Origin of the sequence: Mycobacteroides sp. H003 (assembly GCF_001440135.1) — a bacterium.
GTDB classification, from domain to species: domain Bacteria; phylum Actinomycetota; class Actinomycetes; order Mycobacteriales; family Mycobacteriaceae; genus Mycobacterium; species Mycobacterium gwanakae.
On record NZ_LJYL01000009.1, the window covers coordinates 105121 to 124208 of the forward strand.

19 protein-coding genes are annotated in these 19088 nt (G+C 65.4%); 13 read left to right on the forward strand and 6 right to left on the reverse strand.

Going from position 1 to position 19088, the window contains the following annotated elements:
- Positions 1 to 12 precede the first annotated feature (12 nt).
- The 5 genes from AOT87_RS00790 to AOT87_RS00810 all read left to right on the forward strand — a co-directional run bounded on the left by AOT87_RS00790 (position 13) and on the right by AOT87_RS00810 (position 5009).
- The gene (locus AOT87_RS00790; RefSeq protein ID WP_057968316.1) at positions 13 to 990 is read left to right on the forward strand and encodes a GlxA family transcriptional regulator; all 978 of its coding nucleotides are present in this window, start codon (positions 13 to 15) and stop codon (positions 988 to 990) included.
- Complete coding sequence (locus AOT87_RS00795) at positions 987 to 1754, forward strand: DJ-1/PfpI family protein (protein WP_057966580.1); 768 nt, start codon at positions 987 to 989, stop codon at positions 1752 to 1754. Before AOT87_RS00790 ends, AOT87_RS00795 begins: the two co-directional genes overlap by 4 nt.
- A gap of 72 nt (positions 1755 to 1826) precedes the next feature.
- The gene (locus AOT87_RS00800) at positions 1827 to 3110 is read left to right on the forward strand and encodes a citrate synthase (protein ID WP_165589992.1); all 1284 of its coding nucleotides are present in this window, start codon (positions 1827 to 1829) and stop codon (positions 3108 to 3110) included.
- A 74-nt stretch (positions 3111 to 3184) separates the two neighbouring features.
- Positions 3185 to 4597 (forward strand): DHA2 family efflux MFS transporter permease subunit, encoded by a 1413-nt coding sequence (locus AOT87_RS00805; protein ID WP_057968315.1) that lies wholly within the window; start codon positions 3185 to 3187, stop codon positions 4595 to 4597.
- Positions 4598 to 4625: 28 nt separating this feature from the next.
- Positions 4626 to 5009, forward strand: a complete 384-nt coding sequence (locus tag AOT87_RS00810; RefSeq protein WP_057968331.1) for a MarR family transcriptional regulator — start codon at positions 4626 to 4628, stop codon at positions 5007 to 5009.
- On the opposite strand, the gene AOT87_RS00815 is transcribed toward AOT87_RS00810, so the two are convergent.
- Entirely contained in the window at positions 5002 to 6459 is a 1458-nt protein-coding gene (locus AOT87_RS00815; protein WP_057968314.1) for an NAD(P)/FAD-dependent oxidoreductase, read from the reverse strand. The two genes, AOT87_RS00810 and AOT87_RS00815, sit on opposite strands and share 8 nt — an antisense overlap.
- A gap of 23 nt (positions 6460 to 6482) precedes the next feature.
- Here AOT87_RS00815 and AOT87_RS00820 point away from each other — a divergent pair, with 23 nt between their 5' ends.
- A complete protein-coding gene (locus tag AOT87_RS00820; protein ID WP_030094367.1) occupies positions 6483 to 6842 on the forward strand; it encodes an FKBP-type peptidyl-prolyl cis-trans isomerase in 360 nt (119 codons plus the stop codon).
- A 2-nt stretch (positions 6843 to 6844) separates the two neighbouring features.
- Here the strand turns inward: AOT87_RS00820 and AOT87_RS00825 are convergent, their stop codons facing one another.
- The gene (locus AOT87_RS00825) at positions 6845 to 8158 is read right to left on the reverse strand and encodes a HAMP domain-containing sensor histidine kinase (protein WP_046255527.1); all 1314 of its coding nucleotides are present in this window, start codon (positions 8156 to 8158) and stop codon (positions 6845 to 6847) included.
- Between the two features lie 75 nt (positions 8159 to 8233).
- A complete protein-coding gene (locus tag AOT87_RS00830) occupies positions 8234 to 8968 on the reverse strand; it encodes a response regulator transcription factor (protein WP_046255528.1) in 735 nt (244 codons plus the stop codon).
- Between the two features lie 120 nt (positions 8969 to 9088).
- On the opposite strand from AOT87_RS00830, the gene AOT87_RS00835 reads away from it, so the two are divergent.
- The gene (locus tag AOT87_RS00835; RefSeq protein WP_044104166.1) at positions 9089 to 9715 is read left to right on the forward strand and encodes a hypothetical protein; all 627 of its coding nucleotides are present in this window, start codon (positions 9089 to 9091) and stop codon (positions 9713 to 9715) included.
- Here AOT87_RS00835 and AOT87_RS00840 read toward each other — a convergent pair.
- Positions 9695 to 10756 (reverse strand): NAD(P)-binding domain-containing protein, encoded by a 1062-nt coding sequence (locus AOT87_RS00840; protein WP_057968313.1) that lies wholly within the window; start codon positions 10754 to 10756, stop codon positions 9695 to 9697. The genes AOT87_RS00835 and AOT87_RS00840 overlap by 21 nt on opposite strands.
- Before the next feature lie 15 nt (positions 10757 to 10771).
- Between AOT87_RS00840 and AOT87_RS00845 the strand changes: the two genes are divergently transcribed.
- Positions 10772 to 11503, forward strand: a complete 732-nt coding sequence (locus tag AOT87_RS00845; protein ID WP_057966573.1) for an enoyl-CoA hydratase — start codon at positions 10772 to 10774, stop codon at positions 11501 to 11503.
- Positions 11504 to 11505: 2 nt separating this feature from the next.
- Positions 11506 to 12606, forward strand: coding sequence for an MBL fold metallo-hydrolase (locus AOT87_RS00850; RefSeq protein ID WP_057968312.1), 1101 nt, complete (start codon positions 11506 to 11508; stop codon positions 12604 to 12606).
- On the opposite strand, the gene AOT87_RS00855 is transcribed toward AOT87_RS00850, so the two are convergent.
- Positions 12603 to 13280, reverse strand: a complete 678-nt coding sequence (locus AOT87_RS00855) for a class I SAM-dependent methyltransferase (RefSeq protein ID WP_057966571.1) — start codon at positions 13278 to 13280, stop codon at positions 12603 to 12605. The genes AOT87_RS00850 and AOT87_RS00855 overlap by 4 nt on opposite strands.
- A 117-nt stretch (positions 13281 to 13397) precedes the next feature.
- Between AOT87_RS00855 and AOT87_RS00860 the strand changes: the two genes are divergently transcribed.
- Together AOT87_RS00860 and AOT87_RS00865 are read left to right on the forward strand one after the other, a co-directional pair.
- Positions 13398 to 15803, forward strand: a complete 2406-nt coding sequence (locus AOT87_RS00860; protein ID WP_057968311.1) for a cation-translocating P-type ATPase — start codon at positions 13398 to 13400, stop codon at positions 15801 to 15803.
- 310 nt (positions 15804 to 16113) lie between these two features.
- Entirely contained in the window at positions 16114 to 16788 is a 675-nt protein-coding gene (locus AOT87_RS00865; protein WP_081343142.1) for a slipin family protein, read from the forward strand.
- 5 nt (positions 16789 to 16793) lie between these two features.
- Here AOT87_RS00865 and AOT87_RS00870 read toward each other — a convergent pair whose 3' ends face one another.
- Positions 16794 to 17627, reverse strand: coding sequence for a class I SAM-dependent methyltransferase (locus AOT87_RS00870; protein ID WP_057968309.1), 834 nt, complete (start codon positions 17625 to 17627; stop codon positions 16794 to 16796).
- A 54-nt stretch (positions 17628 to 17681) separates the two neighbouring features.
- Here AOT87_RS00870 and AOT87_RS00875 point away from each other — a divergent pair, with 54 nt between their 5' ends.
- Together AOT87_RS00875 and AOT87_RS00880 are read left to right on the forward strand one after the other, a co-directional pair.
- Entirely contained in the window at positions 17682 to 17897 is a 216-nt protein-coding gene (locus AOT87_RS00875; protein ID WP_057968308.1) for an antitoxin, read from the forward strand.
- A 106-nt stretch (positions 17898 to 18003) separates the two neighbouring features.
- A complete protein-coding gene (locus AOT87_RS00880) occupies positions 18004 to 19056 on the forward strand; it encodes a lipase family protein (RefSeq protein WP_234795841.1) in 1053 nt (350 codons plus the stop codon).
- Positions 19057 to 19088: the final 32 nt, after the last annotated feature.

The following is a 19088-nucleotide window of genomic DNA, read 5'->3' on the forward strand; positions in this document are numbered from 1 at the left end:
ACACTAAGAGGCGTGACGCGTTCGGTGGTGATCCTGGGTTTTCCGGGAGTTCAGGCCCTCGACCTGGTGGGGCCGTATGAGGTCTTCTCGACCGCATCCCAGTACCTGACCGGTACCCCCGGCTACGACGTGTCGCTCGTGTCCAGCAATGGCACTCCGATCGCCACCGGTTCGGGTATGGAGTTGGTCACCCGTCCGTTGCCTGATCCCGGTGCGGGATGCGACACCTTGGTCTTGCCTGGCGGCGTCGGTGTGCCCGCGGTTCAGCGGGATCCGGCCGTCATGGAATGGATCCGTGCTTCGGCACGCTGCGCGCGACGGGTGGTCAGCGTCTGCAACGGTGCGTTCCTGGCCGCCGAGGCCGGCCTGCTCGACGGTTGCCGCGCCACCACCCACTGGGCTATCGCAGAGACCTTGGCTAGTGAATTCCCAAGCATCACAGTAGATCCTGACCCAATCTTTATACGCAGCTCGGACAAGACGTGGACGGCGGCCGGGGTGACGGCGGGTATCGATCTGGCACTGGCCCTCGTCGAAGACGATCACGGCGCGGAGGTGGCGCAGACGGTGGCGCGCTGGCTTGTTCTGTATCTGCGCCGTCCGGGTGGGCAGTCGCAATTCGCGGCCCCGGTGTGGATGCCGCGGGCCAAGCGCATGCCGATCCGCGATGTGCAAGAGGCCATCGAGGCGCAGCCCGGCGGATCACACCGAGTGCCCGAGCTGGCTCGTCTGGCCGCGATGAGCCCACGGCATTTCACCCGGGTCTTCACCGCGGAAGTCGGCGAGGCGCCGTCGGCCTATGTGGAACGCATCCGTTCCGAGGCCGCGCGCCGTCAGCTCGAAGAGACCGACGACACCATGGTGGTGATCGCGGATCGCTGCGGGTTCGGATCTGCGGAATCCTTGCGCCGCAATTTTGTTCGCCGCATGGGCGTATCGCCCGATCAGTACCGCAAGACCTTCTGTCGCACCGAAAGGGCTTCGTTATGACTCAAATCGCCATCGTGTTGTACCCGGATTTCACCGCACTGGACTTCATCGGTCCCTACGAGGTGTTGCGCTTCATGCCCGACACCGAAGTCCGCTTCGTCTGGCACCAGCCCGGACCCATCACCGCTGATTCGGGCGTGCTGGTCATCGGTGCCACGCACTCGTTCGAGGAGACCCCCGCACCCGATGTCGTGCTGGTGCCCGGTGGGCCCGGAACGACCATGGCGGCCCGCGATGAAGAGCTACTGGAGTGGTTGCGCCGAGTGCACCCGACGACCACGTGGACCACCTCGGTGTGCAGTGGTTCGCTGGTATTAGCGGCAGCCGGTCTCCTCGAGGGCCAGCGGGCCACCTCGCACTGGTCCACGCTCCCGCTGCTGAAGCCGTTCGGGGTGACCCCGGTCGGTGACGAGCGCATCGTGCATGCGGATGACGGCGGTGTGGTCACCGCGGCGGGGGTGTCCGCGGGTATCGATCTGGGGCTGTGGCTCGCGGGCCACATCGCCGGGGAGGAGCGGGCCAAGGCGATTCAGCTGAGTATCGAATACGACCCGCAGCCGCCCTTCGACTCCGGGCACATGTCCAAGGCCAGTGCCGCGACCAAGGCCACGGCGACCGCCGGGCTTGCCAGGGACACGTTCAAGCCGGCGATCATCACCGCGGGCGCGATGTTGTTGTGGGACGGTGCACTCGCGACGGTGCGCCGGAAAGGGAGCCGCCGCCGGTCGCTCGGCACCCGGGTGGACCCCCGACCTCGACCCTGACCAGGCGCCGTGTGGAGGGAGCGACTACCTTCTCTATGAACGTTCTCATGGAGCCGCTGAACCTCAGAAGGGATGCCTGTGGCCGACAACAACGATTTCGCTACTCTCCAGTACCCCGGAGGCGAAACGAAGCTGGATATCGTCCGCGCGACCGAAGGCTCGGATGGCTTCGCGCTGGGGAAACTGCTGGCTGATACCGGCTACACCACGTTCGATGCGGGGTTCGTCAACACCGCGTCGACCAAGAGTGCGATCACCTATATCGACGGCGACGCCGGCATCCTGCGCTACCGCGGGTACCCGATTGAGCAGCTGGCCGACAAGTCCACCTTTATCGAGGTGAGCTACCTGCTGATCTACGGCGAGCTGCCCACCCCGCAGCAGCTGGAGGACTTCACCACCAAGATCCAGCGTCACACCCTGCTGCACGAGGACCTCAAGCGGTTCTTCGACGGCTTCCCGCGCAACGCGCACCCGATGCCGGTGCTTTCCAGCGCCGCGAACGCGCTCAGTGCCTACTACCAAGACTCGCTGGACCCGCATGACGACGCGCAGGTCGAGCTGTCCACGATCCGGTTGCTCGCGAAGCTGCCGACCATCGCGGCCTACGCGTACAAGAAGTCCGTCGGGCAGCCGTTCCTGTACCCGGACAACACGCTTACGCTCGTTGAGAACTTCCTGCGGATGACCTTCGGTCTGCCGGCCGAGCCGTACGAGGTGGATCCGGAGATCGTGCGGGCGCTCGACATGTTGCTGATCCTGCACGCCGATCACGAGCAGAACTGCTCGACCTCGACGGTGCGCCTGGTCGGTTCGTCCGACGCGAACCTGTTCACCTCTGTCTCCGGTGGCATCAACGCGCTGTGGGGCCCGCTGCACGGTGGCGCGAACCAGGCGGTGTTGGAGATGCTGGAGCGCATTCGCTCCGAGGGCGGCGACACCCATGACTTCGTTCGACGGGTCAAAAACCGCGAGGACGGCGTCAAGCTCATGGGCTTCGGGCACCGTGTCTACAAGAACTACGATCCGCGTGCGCGCATCTGTAAGGAGCAGGCCGACAAGATCCTCGGCAAGCTCGGCGGGGACGACCAGCTACTCGAGATCGCCAAGGCCCTCGAGGAAGCCGCGCTCACCGACGACTACTTCATCGAGCGCAAGCTGTACCCGAATGTCGACTTCTACACCGGTCTGATCTACCGGGCCATCGGCTTCCCGACCCGCATGTTCACCGTGCTCTTCGCGTTGGGCCGGCTCCCCGGCTGGATTGCGCACTGGCGTGAGCTCCATTCGGAGCCGGGCAAGATCGGCCGTCCGCGCCAGATCTACACCGGCTACGGGGAGCGTCAGTACCCGTAGCGTTCGCTCGTGAGATGACAAAGCTCACACAAATCTGTTTGCATCGCTAACAGTTGTAGTTTCACAATGGTTGTGTGGAAGCAGCCGTCGGTGCGCTCAGTGAGCGCCGCAAGATCGTCATCCTGGGTTCTTGCTGTCTGAGTCTGCTCATCGTGTCGATGGATTCCACCATCGTGAACGTGGCGCTACCGACCATCCGGGCCGATTTCGGTGCCAGCACCTCGCAGCTGCAATGGGTCATCGACATCTACACCCTGGGGCTGGCCTCGTTGCTCATGCTCTCGGGTGCTGCGGGCGACCGGCTGGGGCGGCGGAAGGTTTTCCACATCGGGCTGTCGATCTTCGCGGTGGGTTCACTGCTGTGCAGCGTGGCGCCCACCGTCGGGTTGCTCATCGCCGCGCGTCTGCTGCAGGCGGTGGGTGGCTCCATGCTCAACCCGGTAGCGCTGTCCATCATTTCGCAGGTCTTTACCGGGCGTGTGGAACGTGCCAGGGCGCTGGGCTTTTGGGGCGCGGTCGTCGGGATATCGATGGCGCTGGGCCCGATAGTCGGCGGGCTGCTGATCGAATGGGTGGGCTGGCGTGCCGTCTTCTGGATCAACCTGCCGGTGTGCGCGCTGGCGTTTACGCTGACGGCTATTTTCGTGCCGGAGAGCAAGTCGGCGACTATGCGTGATATCGACCCGGTGGGGCAGGTGCTCGCGGTGCTCTTCCTGTTCGGCATCGTGTTCACCTTGATTGAAGGTCCGTCGCTGGGATGGGCCACACCCCAGCTCATCGCGGTTCTCATCACCGCGCTGGTGGCGTTCGCGGTGTTCCTCAGGTACGAGTCCCGGCGCCGCCACCCCTTCATCGATCTGCGCTTCTTCCGCAGCGTCCCGTTTGCGTCCGCCACCCTCACCGCGATATGTGCGTGCGTGGCCTGGAGTGCGTTCCTGTTCACGATGTCTCTGTACCTGCAGGGGGAGCGCCACTTCTCGGCGATGCACACCGGTTTGGTCTATCTGCCGATTGCCGTTGGCGCGCTGGTGTTCTCGCCGATATCGGGCCGTATGGTGGGCCGGTTCGGCGCCAGGCCGTCACTGTTGGCGGCGGGCGCGCTGTTCTTCACCGCCTCGCTGTTGCTCGCCCGGGTTACGACGGCGACACCGATCTGGGAGCTCCTGGTGGTCTTCGCCATCTTCGGCGCGGGATTCTCCATGGTGAACGCACCGATTACCAATGCCGCGGTCAGCGGTATGCCGCTGGATCGCGCCGGCGCGGCCTCGGCGGTCACCTCCACGAGTCGTCAGGTGGGCGTAAGTATCGGTGTGGCACTGTGCGGTTCGATCGGTGCACCCGCGCTGTGGTTCATGTGTGCGGGCCTCGGGCTCGCCATCGCTACGCTGGGTATCGTGTCCACGTCACCGTTCGCGCTGCGCTCGGCGCAGCGACTCGCACCGCTCATCGAGAGCACTGCCTCACGGGAGGTTTCTCGTGTCGGATAGGCCCCTCGCGGATGAGGTCTGGCGCACCATGGCGAGCCTGGTACTTGACAACCGCGATGGTTGGCGTCGGACGGTCGTCGAGGCGACCGGCCTGCCGTTCAGTCGCGTGCGCATCCTGAGAAGGCTTGCGCGACACTCCATGACAGTGAAGGGAATCGCGGAGGCCACGGCGCTGGATGCTCCAGCGGCGACGGTCGCGGTGAGCGATCTGGAGCAGCGTGGGTTGGTGGTGCGTCGCATCGATCCCGACAATCGGCGATGCAAGCGTGTGTCGTTGACCGACGAAGGCCAGCGCCTGATGGCGGTCATCGCACAGATGGACGATCCCGCACCGGCAGGTCTGGCGGCGTTGAGTGAGGCCGAACTGAAGAACTTGCGGGCGATCCTGGAGCGGGCGGCGTCCCTCAGTTAGCGTCGAGTACAGCCATTGCGGCGTGGTATCCGCCGAGACCGGACACACCGCCTCCGCGGCGGGACCCTGAGCCGCACAGCAGGATCCGGTCGTGGTCCGTGTCCACGCCCCAGCGTTGTGCGGCGGTCGACAGCGGGTCGTCGTCCTCGGCGAACGGCCACTGCAATCCGCCGTGGAAGATGTTGCCCGCCGTCATGCCGAGGGCGTGCTCCAGATCGGCGGTGGTCTTGGTCTCGATACACGGGTCTCCGTGCGAGTCGGTGGCCAGCACATCGGTGATCGGCTCGGCCAGTACCGAATTCAGCGATGCAAGCACGGCGGTCTGCAGTTCCTCGCGCGTTGCGGACAGTCCGTGCGGTGTGTGCAGCCCGAACACTGTCAATGTCTGCACGCCGGATGTTCGCAGCTCTGGTGACAGAATGCTGGGGTCAGCCAGTGAATGACAGTAGATTTCACACGGCAACGGGTCAGGGGCGGCGCCCGCCTGTGCCTGCCGGTAGGCGTTCTCCAGCTGCGTGTATGTCTCGTTGATGTGGAAGGTGCCGCCGAAAGCCTGCTCCGGTGTGACCTTTTCATCTCGCAGGCGCGGCAGGCGGGTTAGCAGCAGATTGACCTTGACCTGCGCCCCAGGCTGACCTTCCGGTGGATCTTCGCCGAGGAGGCGGGCCAGCACGGTAGGCGTGACGCCGCTGAGTACACGCTCGCCGATTGCGGTGCGCTCATCGTCACCGGCCCGATAGCGCACCTCGCCCTCGGGATTGATCGACAAAACCTCTGCCCCGGTGCGCAGTTCGGCACCGCACCGTCGGGCGGCCGATTCCAGCGAGCCCGTCACAGCGCCCATGCCACCGATGGGGACGTCCCACGGATTCATCTGGTGATACAGGAAGCAGATGTTCTGCTGCAGGGAAAGATCATCGGCACTGGCGAAGGTTCCGATCAATGCGTCGGTGAGCAGGACTCCGCGTTGCAGGTCGTTGGGTGTGGCCGCACGGATCACCTCCCCGATGGGTGTCTCGATCAGCTGCTCCCAGGCCCCCGTGCGGATGTCGCTTCGGCGCCGCAGTGGCTCCAGCATCGAGTCCCACAATGGCCGGGTGACCGAATCGCAGAGTGCTCCGAACTCTGCGAAATCATTTGTGCTGGCGAGAAACCCGCTTCGGCCGCCGTCCTCGGGATCCGGCGTGTACGACGCGTACTTGCGTCGCGCCAGGCGTACATCCAATCCCAGGTCATCGATGATCTGCCGCGGCATCAGGCTCACCAGGTATGAGTAGCGCGACAGCCGGGCGTCCACGCCCTCGAATGCTGGTGCCGAGATCGCCGCCCCGCCGAGCACGTCGAGCCGCTCCAGTAACAGCACCCGCTTGCCTGCGCGCGCCAGATACGCCGCGGCGGTCAAGGCATTGTGTCCGCCACCGACGATTACGGTGTCATACCTATCGGTCATGACCTAACGATAGGGTCGATCGCATGACGAAACCCGAGATCGATTTTCAGCCAGGTCCAGCGCCCACCGAACTGGTCATCAAGGACATCACCGTCGGTGATGGCGCGGAGGCCGCGCCCGGATCGGTCGTCAACGTTCACTACGTCGGTGTCGAGTTCGAGAGCGGCGAGGAGTTCGACAGCTCGTGGAACCGCGGCGAGTCCATCGAGTTCCCGCTCGATGCGCTCATCCAGGGTTGGCAGGACGGTATCCCCGGCATGAAGGTGGGCGGACGTCGCCAGCTCACGGTGCCGCCGGCGCAGGCCTATGGCGAGGCGGGTGCGGGGCATCAGCTGTCGGGTAAGACGCTGGTGTTCGTGATCGACCTGCTCGGCGCGCGCTAGGGCTAGTGCCCGGGGAGGCGCAGCACCAGTCGTGCGCCTCCCAGCGGGCTGGACTCCAAAGCCGCTGTGCCGCCATGGAGTTCGGCCTGCTGTGCCACCAGTGCCAGACCCAGGCCGGAGCCGGTGTGTGATGCGGTGGAGCCGCGGGAGAACCGTTCGAATACCAGTTCGCGCTCGGCCTCGGGGATACCGCTGCCGTTGTCGTCGATGGCGATCTCCACGCCGTGCACGGTGCTGATCGCGGAGAGCCGGACTTCCGATGCGCCTCCGTGGCGGACCGCATTCTTGATTGCGTTGTCGATCACCAGCCGCAGCCCGGCGGGCAACCCCAGCATCAAGATGGTCGACGAGGGGACCAGAGACACCTCGACATTCGGATAGCTGCGGTCCGCATCATGCGCGGCGCGGTCCAGCAGCTCGGTGATATCGACCGGTACGTGGTCGTCCTCGGTGGTCAGGTCGCCCTGCGCGAGCCGTTCGAGCGCAGAAAGCGTTGCCTCAATGCGGGTTTGGGTCCGCACGGTCTCTTCGAGGATTTCGGCCCGCTGGTCCTCGCTGAGGTTCAGGGTGGAGAGCACCTCGAGGTTGGTCCGCATCGCGGTGAGCGGGGTGCGCAGCTCATGTGAGGCCACCGCGGAGAAGTCGCGTGCGGTTTCGAGGGCCGCCTTGGTCTTTTCCTGTTCGGTGTTGATGCGTTCGAGCATTCCCTCGACCGCCTCGGAGATTTCGACGGCCTCGCGCACGCCGCGCACGTTCACGTCGTCCGGGTTGGATTGTGCGTTGATGAGACGGGCCTGCTGCGCCAGCAGCCGGAAGGGGCTCACCACGATGAGGGAGATCACCCAGCCCACGATCACGGTCCCGATCAGTACGCCGCTACAGATCGCGAGGATGCGGATGTGGTACCGGTCGATCTGCCGTTGGGTCTCGGCGATTGGGGCACCCACCGCCACGGGGATGTTGCCCGGGGCGATGAACGACCGGACCCGGTATTCGACGCCGTTGATGGTGGTGTTGGCGTAGCCGGGTTCCAGTAGCGGCAGTTCCACTTCACTGGGTATGGACTTGGTCAGCCCGGCCACGCGGGCGGTGAGCACCAGGCCGTCGGGGGTGTCGATCTTCCCTTCCGAACTGATCACCGAATTCAGCAGGCTGGAGACGGCACCCAGGCTGGACACCGAGTCCAGCCGGCGATCCAGCTGGCTGTTCTGGTCATCTTCCACACCGAGCCACACCCAGGTGCCCAGCGTGACGACGAGTGCCATCACCCCGAGCGCGGCGATCGCGACAAGGGTGCGCAGTGAGAAGACCCGCATGGGCCGCTCCAGCAGTCGGTACGCCAGATCGGTGATCCGCTGGCTGCGGTGCTTACTGGGAGTGGTCATCGAGAGTTACTGCGAACGCAACACAAACCCGACACCGCGCACGGTGTGCAGCAGGCGAGGCGCGCCACTGGTCTCCAGCTTGCGGCGCAGGTATCCGATGAAGACGTCGACGACGTTGGTGTCGGCGGCGAAGTCGTATCCCCACACCAGCTCGAGCAGCTGGGCCCGGGACAGCACCGCGGTCTTGTGTTCGGCCAATACGGCCAGCAGATCGAACTCGCGCTTGGTGAGGTCTACCTCGACGCCGTTGATCCGGGCGCGCCGGCCGGGAATCTCGACCTCAAGAGGGCCGACGGTGATGGTCTCGGTGGACGAGGTCGCCACCGCGCCGCGGCGGCGGAGCAGGGCCTTTACCCGGGCCACCAGCTCGGCGAGCACGAAGGGTTTGGTCAGGTAGTCATCGGCGCCCGCCTCCAGGCCCGCGACGCGATCATCCACCGAGGTGCGCGCGGACAGCACGCAGACGGGTACGTCGTTGTCCATCGCGCGCAGCGCGGTCACCACGCTGACGCCGTCGAGGACGGGCATGTTGATATCGAGCACGATCGCATCCGGGCGATGCTCGGTGGCGCAGCGCAGCGCTTCGGCGCCGTCGCTCGCGGTATTCACCTCAAAGCCGGACAGGCGCAGGCCACGCTCCAGCGAGGCGAGCACGTCGGCGTCGTCGTCCACCACCAGTACCCGCGGGGAGGGGTGCCCGGCATCTGGTGATGAGCCGCTTGCGCGAAGTCCATCAGGCATGTCTGCCATCTTGCCCGATGCAGTGCTCAAAACGTTCCATCTGCGGACGTCGGTGCCGTCCCGTGCGTCGCCAGTATCATGAAAGCTGATAATCCGGCGACCCATACCGAAAGCTTGCGCATGCCAACAAAAGCACCTGTAAAGCTAGTCTCCTCTGTTGCTGGCGTCTGCGCCGTCCTTGGTTTGGGGCTGCTTTCCGGGGGTGTGGGCGTCGCTCACGCCGACCCCGCCTTCCCGGATCTGAACGGGTTCGCCGCGGTGGCACCCGACGGATTCTTCGTGACCAACGAAAACTCTTCGGTCCGCTCGATCCACTTCTCCACCCCCGACGGAATCGGTTGCATGTTCCGTGCCTCGGCGAACATCACGCCCACCTCGCGTCAGCGGCTCAGCTGCGATGGTGCCGTGCCCGGGATTCCGGGCGATGCCCAGAACGCCCCGAACGTGCCTGGTGTCGGTGGCGCGAGCGCCAATGTGCCCGGGCTGGGTGGCGTGAACATCCCCGGTGTCGGCACCTGTCCGATGGGCACCGTCGCGCAGAAGGGTGATGGCGCCTTCGAAATCAGCAAGGGTGCCTGGTCCTGTGGCACCAAACCGGAGGCACCGGTGCTCAACGTCGGGCAGAAGCTCACCTATGGCAACGTCACGTGTGCTGTCGGTGCGGGCAGTCTGACCGCCTGCCAGGTGACCATGGGCGATCAGAAGCATGGTTTCGTACTGCAGCCCTCAGGCAGCACGTCCTTCTAGATAGTTCATCAGCTCGACGACGGCGGCACGCGACGCCCGGTTGGCGCCGATGGTGCTGGCCGAGGACCCGTACCCCAGCAGGTGGACGGCGGGTTGTCCCGCGACCTGAGTGAGCAGGCGGCCGGTCATGGTGATGCCGCCCCGGCTGTTGCGCAGGTGTAGCGGCGCCAGGTGATCCAGCGCGTGCCGGAATCCGGTACACCACAGGATCACGTCGACATCCAGTGTGCTGCCGTCCGGCCAGGTCACACCGGTCGGGGTGATGCGGCTGAACATGGGCCGTCGGGCCAGCACACCGCGCCGCGCGGCGTCGGCGATCTCGGGTGTCCAGGGCAGTCCGGTCGCGGACACCACCGAGCGTTGCGGTTCCCCCTGCCGGGAACGTTCATCGACGCCGGCGACCGCGGCCCGCAGTCGGTCGACGGTGAAATCGGTGACGAACACCGGCTCGCGCCGGGTCACCCACGACGTGCGGGTGACCGTCGATATCTCGGCCAATAACTGGAGCGCCGACACTCCGCCCCCGACCACCAGCACGTGCTTGCCTGCGAACTCCTCCGGTGTCCGGTAGTCGTGAGTGTGCAGCTGACGTCCCCCGAAGGTGGCCGAGCCCGCGGCGAAGGGGATGAACGGTTTGTCCCAGGTCCCGGTCGCGTTGATCAGTCCGCGGACCGTGAAATCGCCCGCGGAGGTTTCGAGCGAGAAGCCGCCCGCAATTGCTTGCACCTCTCGCACGTGCACGGGCCGACGGACATCAAGGGCGTAGCGATGTTCGTACTCGTCGAAGTAACGGGGCATGGCGGTCGACGCCTTGATGGTGCCCGTCTCCTCGAACGGCAGTCCGGGCAGTTGATAGATGCGGTTGGTGTTGTCGAGCGTCAACGTGGGCCAGCGGAACTGCCACGCTCCGCCCGGGCCGGGGGAGTGATCGAGGATGACAAATCCGCCGCCGGGCTCAAGGCCGCGACGCCGGAGGAAGTACCCCGCGGCGATCCCGGCCTGCCCGCCACCAATCACGGCGACGGTAGTCATGGGCGCCATATTAGGGTGGTTGCCATGATCGGTGTAACTAGCGACGGTCCCGTCACCACCATTGAGCTGCAGCGCCCAGAACGGCGTAATGCGGTGACCTACGAGTTGGCGCTCGCCTTCGCCGAGGAGGTCCGCAAGGCCGCCGAAACGGCGCGCGTCATCGTCATCACCGGGCAGGGCACCTCGTTCTGCGCGGGTGCCGACCTGTCCAGCGGCGCTCCTGATCCCGATAAGTTCGCAGACGCCTGGCAGCACTCGATCAAGAGCATCGACGCCGCCGACATTCCGGTCATCGCCGCCGTCAACGGCCCCGCCATCGGTGCCGGTGTCATGCTGGCGATGGTGGCCGACCTGCGTGTGGTCTCCGAGACCGCGCGCTTCCAGTTCCCGGTCGCCAAATACGGTATCGCCCTGGATAACTGGAGCATCCGCAGACTGTCCTCGTTGGTCGGCTACGGGCGCGCACGCGGCATGCTGCTGGCCGCCGAGCCGCTCGACGCGCAGGCCGCCTTGCAGACCGGCATGGCCAACCGCATCGGAGAGCTTGCCGACGCGCAGGCATGGGCGGCCGAGCTGGCCGGGTTTGCGCCGCTGGCCCTCAAGCATGCCAAGCGGGTGCTCAACGACGACGGTGCGTTCGAGGACCAGCTGCCCGAGCACAAGGTGCTGTTCGACAAGGCGTGGAGTAGCCAAGACATCATCGAGGCTCAGGTCGCGCGAATTCAGAAGCGTCCCCCGAACTTCCAGGGAGCCTGAGCGTGCGGGCGCTCTGGGTTGGCGCCGGCGCAGCTCTTGCGTCGACGTGGTTCGGGCGCGCCCTGCGTGACGTCCCGCGAACGCTGGGCGCCAGCAAGGAGCGCATCGCCGAGGTTGCGCAGGGGTCACCGCAGTACCGCGGTGGTTCCTTCCATAACGCCGAACCGGCACGGCAGTTTTCGCCTGATGTCGAGGCCACCACGGTGGTGTGGGATGTGATCACCCGGCGTAGCGCGGGTGCGCCTAAAGGCCAAGTGCCGCTTGTGGTCCCTGAACTTGGCGGTCCGCCTGCCGATTTGGCCGCCACCTGGTTCGGGCATTCCAGTGTGCTCGTAGAGGTCGACGGGTATCGGGTGCTCACCGATCCGGTGTGGAGCGACAGATGCTCGCCCTCTCGAGCCGTTGGGCCGCATCGTCAGCATCCTGTCCCGGTGGAGCTGTCGGCATTGCCCGCGCTGGACGCCGTGGTGATCAGTCACGACCACTACGACCATCTCGATATGGACTCCATCATCGCGCTGACCCGGAGCCAGAACGCGGTTTTCGTGGTGCCGCTCGGGGTAGGCGCGCACCTGCGCAGCTGGGGTGTCTCACCGGCGCGGGTCATCGAGCTCGACTGGGACCAGAGTCATCAGCTCGGAAAGCTCACGCTCACCTGCACGCAGGCCCGGCATTTCTCGGGCAGGTCGCTGTCCCGCAACACCACGCTGTGGGCATCTTGGTCCATCGCCGGACCGAAACATAAGGTGTTTTTCGGCGGCGACACCGGATACACCAAGGCTTTCAAGGTCATTGGTGACACCTACGGGCCCTTTGATCTGACGCTGTTGCCGGTCGGTGCCTACAACACCTCGTGGGCCGATATCCACATGAACCCCGAAGAGGCCGTCCAGACCCACCTGGATCTCGCGACGTCTCAGGCCCCACTCCTGCCGATCCACTGGGCGACGTTCAACCTGGCCCTGCATCCGTGGGCCGAGCCGATCGAGCGGTTACTCACCGCCGCCGACGAGCAGGGCGTCACTGTCGTGGCGCCCAAGCCCGGGCAACGGGCCGATATGCGGCAGCCCGTTGCTCCCGACGGCTGGTGGCGTCTTTCCTAACGCTTGTGCGCTTGAAGCAGGAACGCGGGCTGCTTGTTGCGTCCCTTCTCGTCCTTGTGGAACAGCGGCATGTCGAAGTTGGCGCCGGGTATCACCTCGGGGATGTTCGAGTGGATGAATGCCGGACTCAGCTCGTCGATTACCCAGTACGGTTCGACCGCCGCGCGTAGCTCGTCCTCGGTGACGGCGTTGGGGCCGATTCCCGGTGGGAAGGCGCCTACCGCGAAGACCAGCACGTAGTACGACGCCTCCGGCGCCGCTGCACGGGAAATCGACCGTTGGTAGGCCTCGCGGGCCTCGACCGGGATCGAGTGGAACAGCGTGCTGTCGACGATGGTGTTGAAGCGCCCGTCGTATCCGGAGAACTTGGTGATGTCGGCGACCTCGAAGCTGGCGTTGGACAGTCCGCGTTCGGCCGCAGCGCTGCGAGCGGCCTCGATGGCCGTGGGCGATAGGTCGAGCCCGACAGTGACATGTCCCAATGCCGCCAGCCGCAGCGCGGTTTCGGCGTGGCCGCATCCGACATCCAGGACAGAGCCATGGAACTTGCCCGCATCGATCAGCGCCGCGAGTTCGGGCTGAGGCTCGCCGATGTTCCACGGCGGATCGCCTTGGAAGAGCTCACCCTTGCCTTGATATGTGGCGTCCCAGTCCGGCAGTTCATTCGATGTCATACCACCTGACATTACCCGCGTCGACCGGGAATGTGGCGTGACAATCTGGCCAAATAATTGCGCAAGGTTCCCACTCGGCAGCCGTGCCAGGCGCGCGCCGGTCGCTACTCTGCAGGGGTGGCAACGATCGAGGGATTGACCGTCGGCGGATTGACCGCCGCTGACGTCGCTGAGCGCGTGGCGCAGGGGAAGACCAATGACGTCCCCTCGCGTGCGGCACGCAGTGTGTCGGACATCGTGCGAGCCAACGTGTTCACCCGGATCAACGCCATTCTCGGGGTGCTGTTGGTCATCGTGCTGTCCACCGGCTCGGTCATCAACGGTGCGTTCGGTCTGCTGATCATCGCCAACAGTGCCGTCGGCATCATTCAGGAGCTGCGCGCCAAGCAGACGCTCGACAAGCTGGCGATCGTCGGTCAGACCCGTCCCGTGGTGCGCCGCGACGGTGCGGCGACAGCACTCGCGCCCAACGAAGTGGTTCTCGACGACATCATCGAGCTGGGGCCCGGCGATCAGATCGTGGTAGACGGCGAGGTCATCGAGGAGGCCGCTCTTGAGGTCGACGAGTCGCTGCTGACCGGAGAAGCCGATCCCATCGACAAGACCGTTGGCTCTCCGGTGCTTTCGGGCAGCTTCGTGGTGGCGGGCAGCGGCGCGTACCGGGCGACCAAGGTGGGCCGTGAGGCATACGCGGCCAAGCTGGCCGAGGAGGCGTCCAAGTTCACCCTGGTGCATTCCGAATTGCGCAACGGCATCAACAAGATCCTGCAGTTCATCACTTACCTGCTGTTGCCCGCGGGTGCGCTGATCATTTACACCCAGCTGTTCACCACCGATGACAGTTGGCAGGAATCGGTACTCCGGATGGTGGGTGCCCTGGTCCCGATGGTTCCCGAGGGGCTCGTGCTGATGACGTCAATCGCCTTCGCGGTGGGTGTGATTCGCCTGGGTCGGCGCCAGTGCCTGGTGCAGGAGCTGCCCGCCATCGAGGGGCTGGCCCGGGTGGACACGGTCTGCGCCGACAAGACCGGCACCCTCACCGAGAATGGGATGCGGCTCTCGGATGTGAAAACGCTGGACGGCGGCGGCGATCAGGCGGATGCGCTGACGGCGCTGTCGCAACTGGCGGCCGATGACCCGCGGCCCAACGCAAGTATCGCCGCCATCGCCGAGGCATACGACACCCCGCCGGGCTGGAAGTCGACGGCGATAGCGCCCTTCTCGTCGGCCAAGAAGTGGAGCGGCGCATCCTACGGTGAGCATGGCAACTGGGTGATCGGTGCCCCCGATGTACTTCTCGACCCGACCGACCCGATCGCTACGGCAGCCGAAGAGATCGGTTCCCGGGGCCTGCGGGTGCTGTTGCTCGCCTCGGCGGAGCTGCCGGTCGACGACGCCCACGCACCCGGTGCCATCACCGCACGTGCGCTGGTGGTGTTGGAACAGAAGATTCGCCCCGATGCGCGCGACACCCTTGAATACTTTGCCTCTCAACATGTCTCGATCAAGGTGATCTCCGGTGATAACGCGGTGTCGGTGAGCGCGGTGGCTCAGACGCTGGGGCTATCCGGCGCCGCCATCGACGCGCGCACCCTGCCTTCTGATACCGACAAGCTGGCCGACACCCTTGCCGATGCCACCACCTTCGGGCGGGTGCGGCCCGACCAGAAGCGGGCGATGGTCAAGGCGCTGCAGTCGCACGGCCATACCGTGGCGATGACCGGTGACGGTGTCAACGACGTGCTCGCGCTCAAGGATGCCGACATCGGTGTGGCGATGGGTGCCGGCAGCTCGGCCTCACGTGCGGTGGCTCAGATTGTGTTGTTGGACAACAAGTTCGCCACCTTGCCCTATGTGGTTGCCGAGGGGCGGCGCGTCATCGGCAATATCGAACGGGTTTCCAACCTGTTCCTCACCAAGACGGTGTACTCGGTGCTGCTCGCGCTGACGGTGGGGCTCGCGGGACTGGGCTCGAAGATCTTCCACTACGGCGCGGTGCCGTTTCCGTTCCAGCCGATCCACGTCACTATCGCCGCCTGGTTCACCATCGGTATTCCGGCGTTCATTCTGTCGCTGGCGCCCAACAATGAACGCGCACAGACGGGATTCGTGCGCCGGGTGATGATGTCGGCAATTCCGTCGGGCCTGACGGTGGGCATCGCGACGTTCCTGTCCTATCTGTTGGCTCGTCACATTCTCCACGTCACGGGGAACAGCACGCAGGCGTCGACCGCCGCGCTGATCACCGAACTTGTTGCGGCGGTGTGGGTGCTCGCCGTGGTGGCACGTCCCTATCGCTGGTGGCGGGTGGCGCTGGTGGCGTTCTCGGGCCTGGGCTACGCGGTGATCTTTGCGATCCCCTTGGCGCGAGAGACATTCATGCTCGATCCGGGCAATCTGGCGGTCACCGGGCCCGCGTTGGGCATCGGTGTCGCGGCGGCCGCCGTGATCGAGGTGTTGTGGTGGCTGCAGGGCAAGTGGTCTGGTCAGCCCCGCCATTTCTGGGCCACCAACGACGACTGAGTCGCCGCAGATAATTCGGGTGCGCGGCATCGCAGCTGTTCGCTATCTTTGCTGACGCGGAGATCAAGCGGCGTCCCGGCATCGCCGGTCGGCGTACCGCGTGTTGGGTCTTCGCCTTGTCGGCACGCCTCCTCAGGCTAGGGGGTTCGAGTCCCTCACGGGATGGCTTCCGGGCCGTGCGCCTTACGGTTCACGGATCGGCCCTGCGGGGAACGCTACGGCGAATTCCCCCCGCCGGCCCGCGACGCGGCCCGGAAGTCGTTCCTCCGCAACGGAATTACAACGTCAGAGGTAAGAGAGGTGAATAAGGATGAGTATGTGGGAAGAGATCTTCGGGCAGAAGATCACGATCATGCAATGGCAGCGCGGTGTGCTGTACCGCGACGGCGTGTTCAAGGCGGTGCTGACACCAGGCGTGCATTACACGCGCCCGCGTACCGACACCTTGGTCACCGTGGACATGCGTGCGCAGTCGATTCAGGTGGTCGGTCAAGATGTGCTGACCGTCGATGGTTTCACCGTGAAGGTATCGGCGGCGGTCGAATACAAGGTGTGCATGCCAGACGTTTTCGCCACCGCCGAGAATGGCTCGGTGCACTGGGGCATCTACCTGCGTGCTCAGCTGCAGTTGCGTGACGCCGTCGCGGCACTGACGCTCGATGAGCTGTTGGCTCAGCGGGGGCAGTTTCTGGGCGCCGATGCCGTTGCGAGGCTTGCGGCCGAGGCCGAGGAGTTCGGCGTCACGGTGACCCGGTTCGTCGTCAAGGACATCATGCTGTCCGGCGAGGTACGTAAGGCACTGGCCGGGCCGCTGTTGGCCCGTGAGGCGGGTAAGGCCCAGTTGGAGCGGGCCCGCGCCGAGGCCGCCGTGCTGCGCTCGATGGCCAACACCGCCAAGCTGCTGCGGGAGAATCCGGAGCTGCTGCAGCTGCGGACCCTGGAGTCGGTGGCGGACGGTAAGGCCATGGTCGTCCTCAACCGCTGAGTGCCCTAGAAGGAAAACCGCATGATCCTGCCGATATCGCGCAGGGCAGGGATATGCGAGATCACCTTCATCTGGATGCGGCCCGACAGTGGCAGGTGCTCCTCACCTGCCACGTCGGTGCTGCGCAGGTCGTCGAGACAGTGCAGCCCGGGATGTAATGCCTCGATTTGACCGGGGTCGTCGATACCCCAGTGCAGGGTGGCACCCGCGTTGCGCACCGCGGGGACAAGCTTCTGCAGCGTGATTCCGATGCTGCCGTAACAGTCGAAAGCCAGCTGGCCGCTGGGGAATCGGCCGGAGATCCGCCGGATCAGGGACTGTCCTTCGGCCTGTGTCAGGTACATCGTCAAACCCTCGAACACCGCGAGCGTGGGGCGATCTGCGGGGATATCGTCCAGCCATGCCTCCTCGGTAACCGAGCTGCCCACCATCCGATAGTCCCCACCGCGCTCGGGGAGCAACGCGCGCCGCAGCGCGATGATGTCGGGGTAGTCGACATCGACCCAGCGCACCGTGTCGGGCGGATTGATCCGGAAGATACGGGTGTCCAGCCCGCAGGCCAGATGCAGCACCGTCGCTTCCCGGTGCGCGGCGAGGAACTCCGAGGTCCAGACGTCGAGTTGGCGGGCGCGTAATGCCACCCCAATCGCCTGGGTTCCTTTGATCTTGGTTTTGGAGAAGTCGTAGTCGATACGACCGACGGCCTGGGCGGCGTAGTGGTCATGAAGAACCGAATTCGGGGACACGGCGTCCTGTGCCCGGCCGTACAGGGTGGCCAGCATGGTCTCTGGGGCGCCGCTCAGCGTGATTTTCACGCGGTCCGTCACTCGACCCAACATACGCCGCGAACTCGTACTACAGTTGCGCCGTCCCAGACCGAAGGAGAACCTCACATGGCTGATTTCAAGGGCCTCATCGACAAGCTCAAGAGCCTGTTGGCGGGCAACAAGGACAAGGTGAACCAGGCCGTCGACAAGGTCGGCGACGCCATCGACTCCAAGACCGGTGGCAAGTACTCGGCAGTGGTGGACAAGGTGCAGGACGCCGCCAAGGGCGCGGTCGAGAAGGTCGAAGGGGCCACAGCTCCTAAGGACGGCGACGCTCAGTAACCGACTGGCGCCGCTGCTGGCGGCGCTGGTGTTGGTCACGGCGGCCTGCGCGCGGGTCGAGGCGGAAGGTGTTGCACCTCCGCCTCCCTCGCCGCCGCCGGGTGAGGTGCTTTCCAATGCGCCGTTGTCGCTGGCTCCTGATCTGGACGTGATCGCCGACGGCCACCTCATCCGCTACATGTCGACCTCGGGTGCCACCGGCACCCCCACTGAGGTGACGGGTGTCGTGTTTTCACCGAAAGGTCAACCTCCACAACAAGGTTGGCCCATTGTGTCGGTGGGACACGGCACCACCGGTCTGGATGACGAGTGCGCGGTCTCGCGTGCTCCCGATCTGCGCGGCTACATCTGGTTGGTGCGCAACCTCACCAAGCGCGGCTGGGTGGTGGCCATCACGGACTACGAGGGGCTGGGCGTACCTGGCCCGCATCCGTATCTGGAGCCGCGATCCGAGGGATTCAACGTCGTCGACGCGGCGCGTGCCGCGATGTCGCTGATTCCCGGGTCGTCGACGACATGGGCGGCGATCGGAGCGTCCCAGGGTGGCCAGGCCACCTGGGCGGCCGCCGAGCTCGCAGGCGACTATGCCCCGGAACTGGACTTTGTGGGTGCGGCCAACCTGTCCCCGGCGGCAGATCTGACCGAGATGGCGACGCACGTCGGTGACGGACGGTACGACTGGAGCCAGCTCTCGATGATGCCCACGCTGCTCACGGGGCTGTCGGTCACGGTCCCCGAGCTGAGGCCGGAGAACTTCCTGCACGGCTCTTTTCAGGACAACCCGCACGATAAGGCGCTGCTGCTGGGATGTCATAACGGGCTGGATCCGGCGCGGGCGGCGGCCATAGGTAGATTGCGCGCCAACGATTTTCACGGCATCACCCCGCAGGATGCAGAGATCTTCGCGCGCGCGTTGAAGCGGATCTCGTTGCCGTTGGGGCCGGCTTCCGGCCCGATGCTCGTCTACGCGGGTGGGGCCGATCGGCTGATCGACGCGCGCTGGATCCACGCCGCGGTGCGGCGGGCCTGCGCATTGGGCGACACCGTCCAGGAGATCGTGGCGCCCGGTAAGGGCCATGTGGACCCCGAAGGGGAGCGGCTGGGGGTGCAGTGGATCGCGGATCGGTTTGCCGGGATCCCGGCCCCCAGTAACTGCTAGCCGTCTGTTGATGTCGCTCCGGTATCGTCTGC

Coding starts and splice junctions, on each gene's coding strand:
- AOT87_RS00795 (WP_057966580.1), top strand. CDS start 987: ATGACTCAAATCGCCATCGTGTTGTACCCGGATTTCACCGCACTGGAC.
- AOT87_RS00800 (WP_165589992.1), top strand. CDS start 1,827: ATGCCTGTGGCCGACAACAACGATTTCGCTACTCTCCAGTACCCCGGA.
- AOT87_RS00810 (WP_057968331.1), top strand. CDS start 4,626: ATGGCGAGCCTGGTACTTGACAACCGCGATGGTTGGCGTCGGACGGTC.
- AOT87_RS00815 (WP_057968314.1), bottom strand. CDS start 6,459: ATGACCGATAGGTATGACACCGTAATCGTCGGTGGCGGACACAATGCC.
- AOT87_RS00820 (WP_030094367.1), top strand. CDS start 6,483: ATGACGAAACCCGAGATCGATTTTCAGCCAGGTCCAGCGCCCACCGAA.
- AOT87_RS00825 (WP_046255527.1), bottom strand. CDS start 8,158: ATGCGGGTCTTCTCACTGCGCACCCTTGTCGCGATCGCCGCGCTCGGG.
- AOT87_RS00830 (WP_046255528.1), bottom strand. CDS start 8,968: ATGCCTGATGGACTTCGCGCAAGCGGCTCATCACCAGATGCCGGGCAC.
- AOT87_RS00835 (WP_044104166.1), top strand. CDS start 9,089: ATGCCAACAAAAGCACCTGTAAAGCTAGTCTCCTCTGTTGCTGGCGTC.
- AOT87_RS00840 (WP_057968313.1), bottom strand. CDS start 10,756: ATGGCGCCCATGACTACCGTCGCCGTGATTGGTGGCGGGCAGGCCGGG.
- AOT87_RS00845 (WP_057966573.1), top strand. CDS start 10,772: ATGATCGGTGTAACTAGCGACGGTCCCGTCACCACCATTGAGCTGCAG.
- AOT87_RS00855 (WP_057966571.1), bottom strand. CDS start 13,280: ATGACATCGAATGAACTGCCGGACTGGGACGCCACATATCAAGGCAAG.
- AOT87_RS00865 (WP_081343142.1), top strand. CDS start 16,114: ATGAGTATGTGGGAAGAGATCTTCGGGCAGAAGATCACGATCATGCAA.
- AOT87_RS00870 (WP_057968309.1), bottom strand. CDS start 17,627: ATGTTGGGTCGAGTGACGGACCGCGTGAAAATCACGCTGAGCGGCGCC.
- AOT87_RS00875 (WP_057968308.1), top strand. CDS start 17,682: ATGGCTGATTTCAAGGGCCTCATCGACAAGCTCAAGAGCCTGTTGGCG.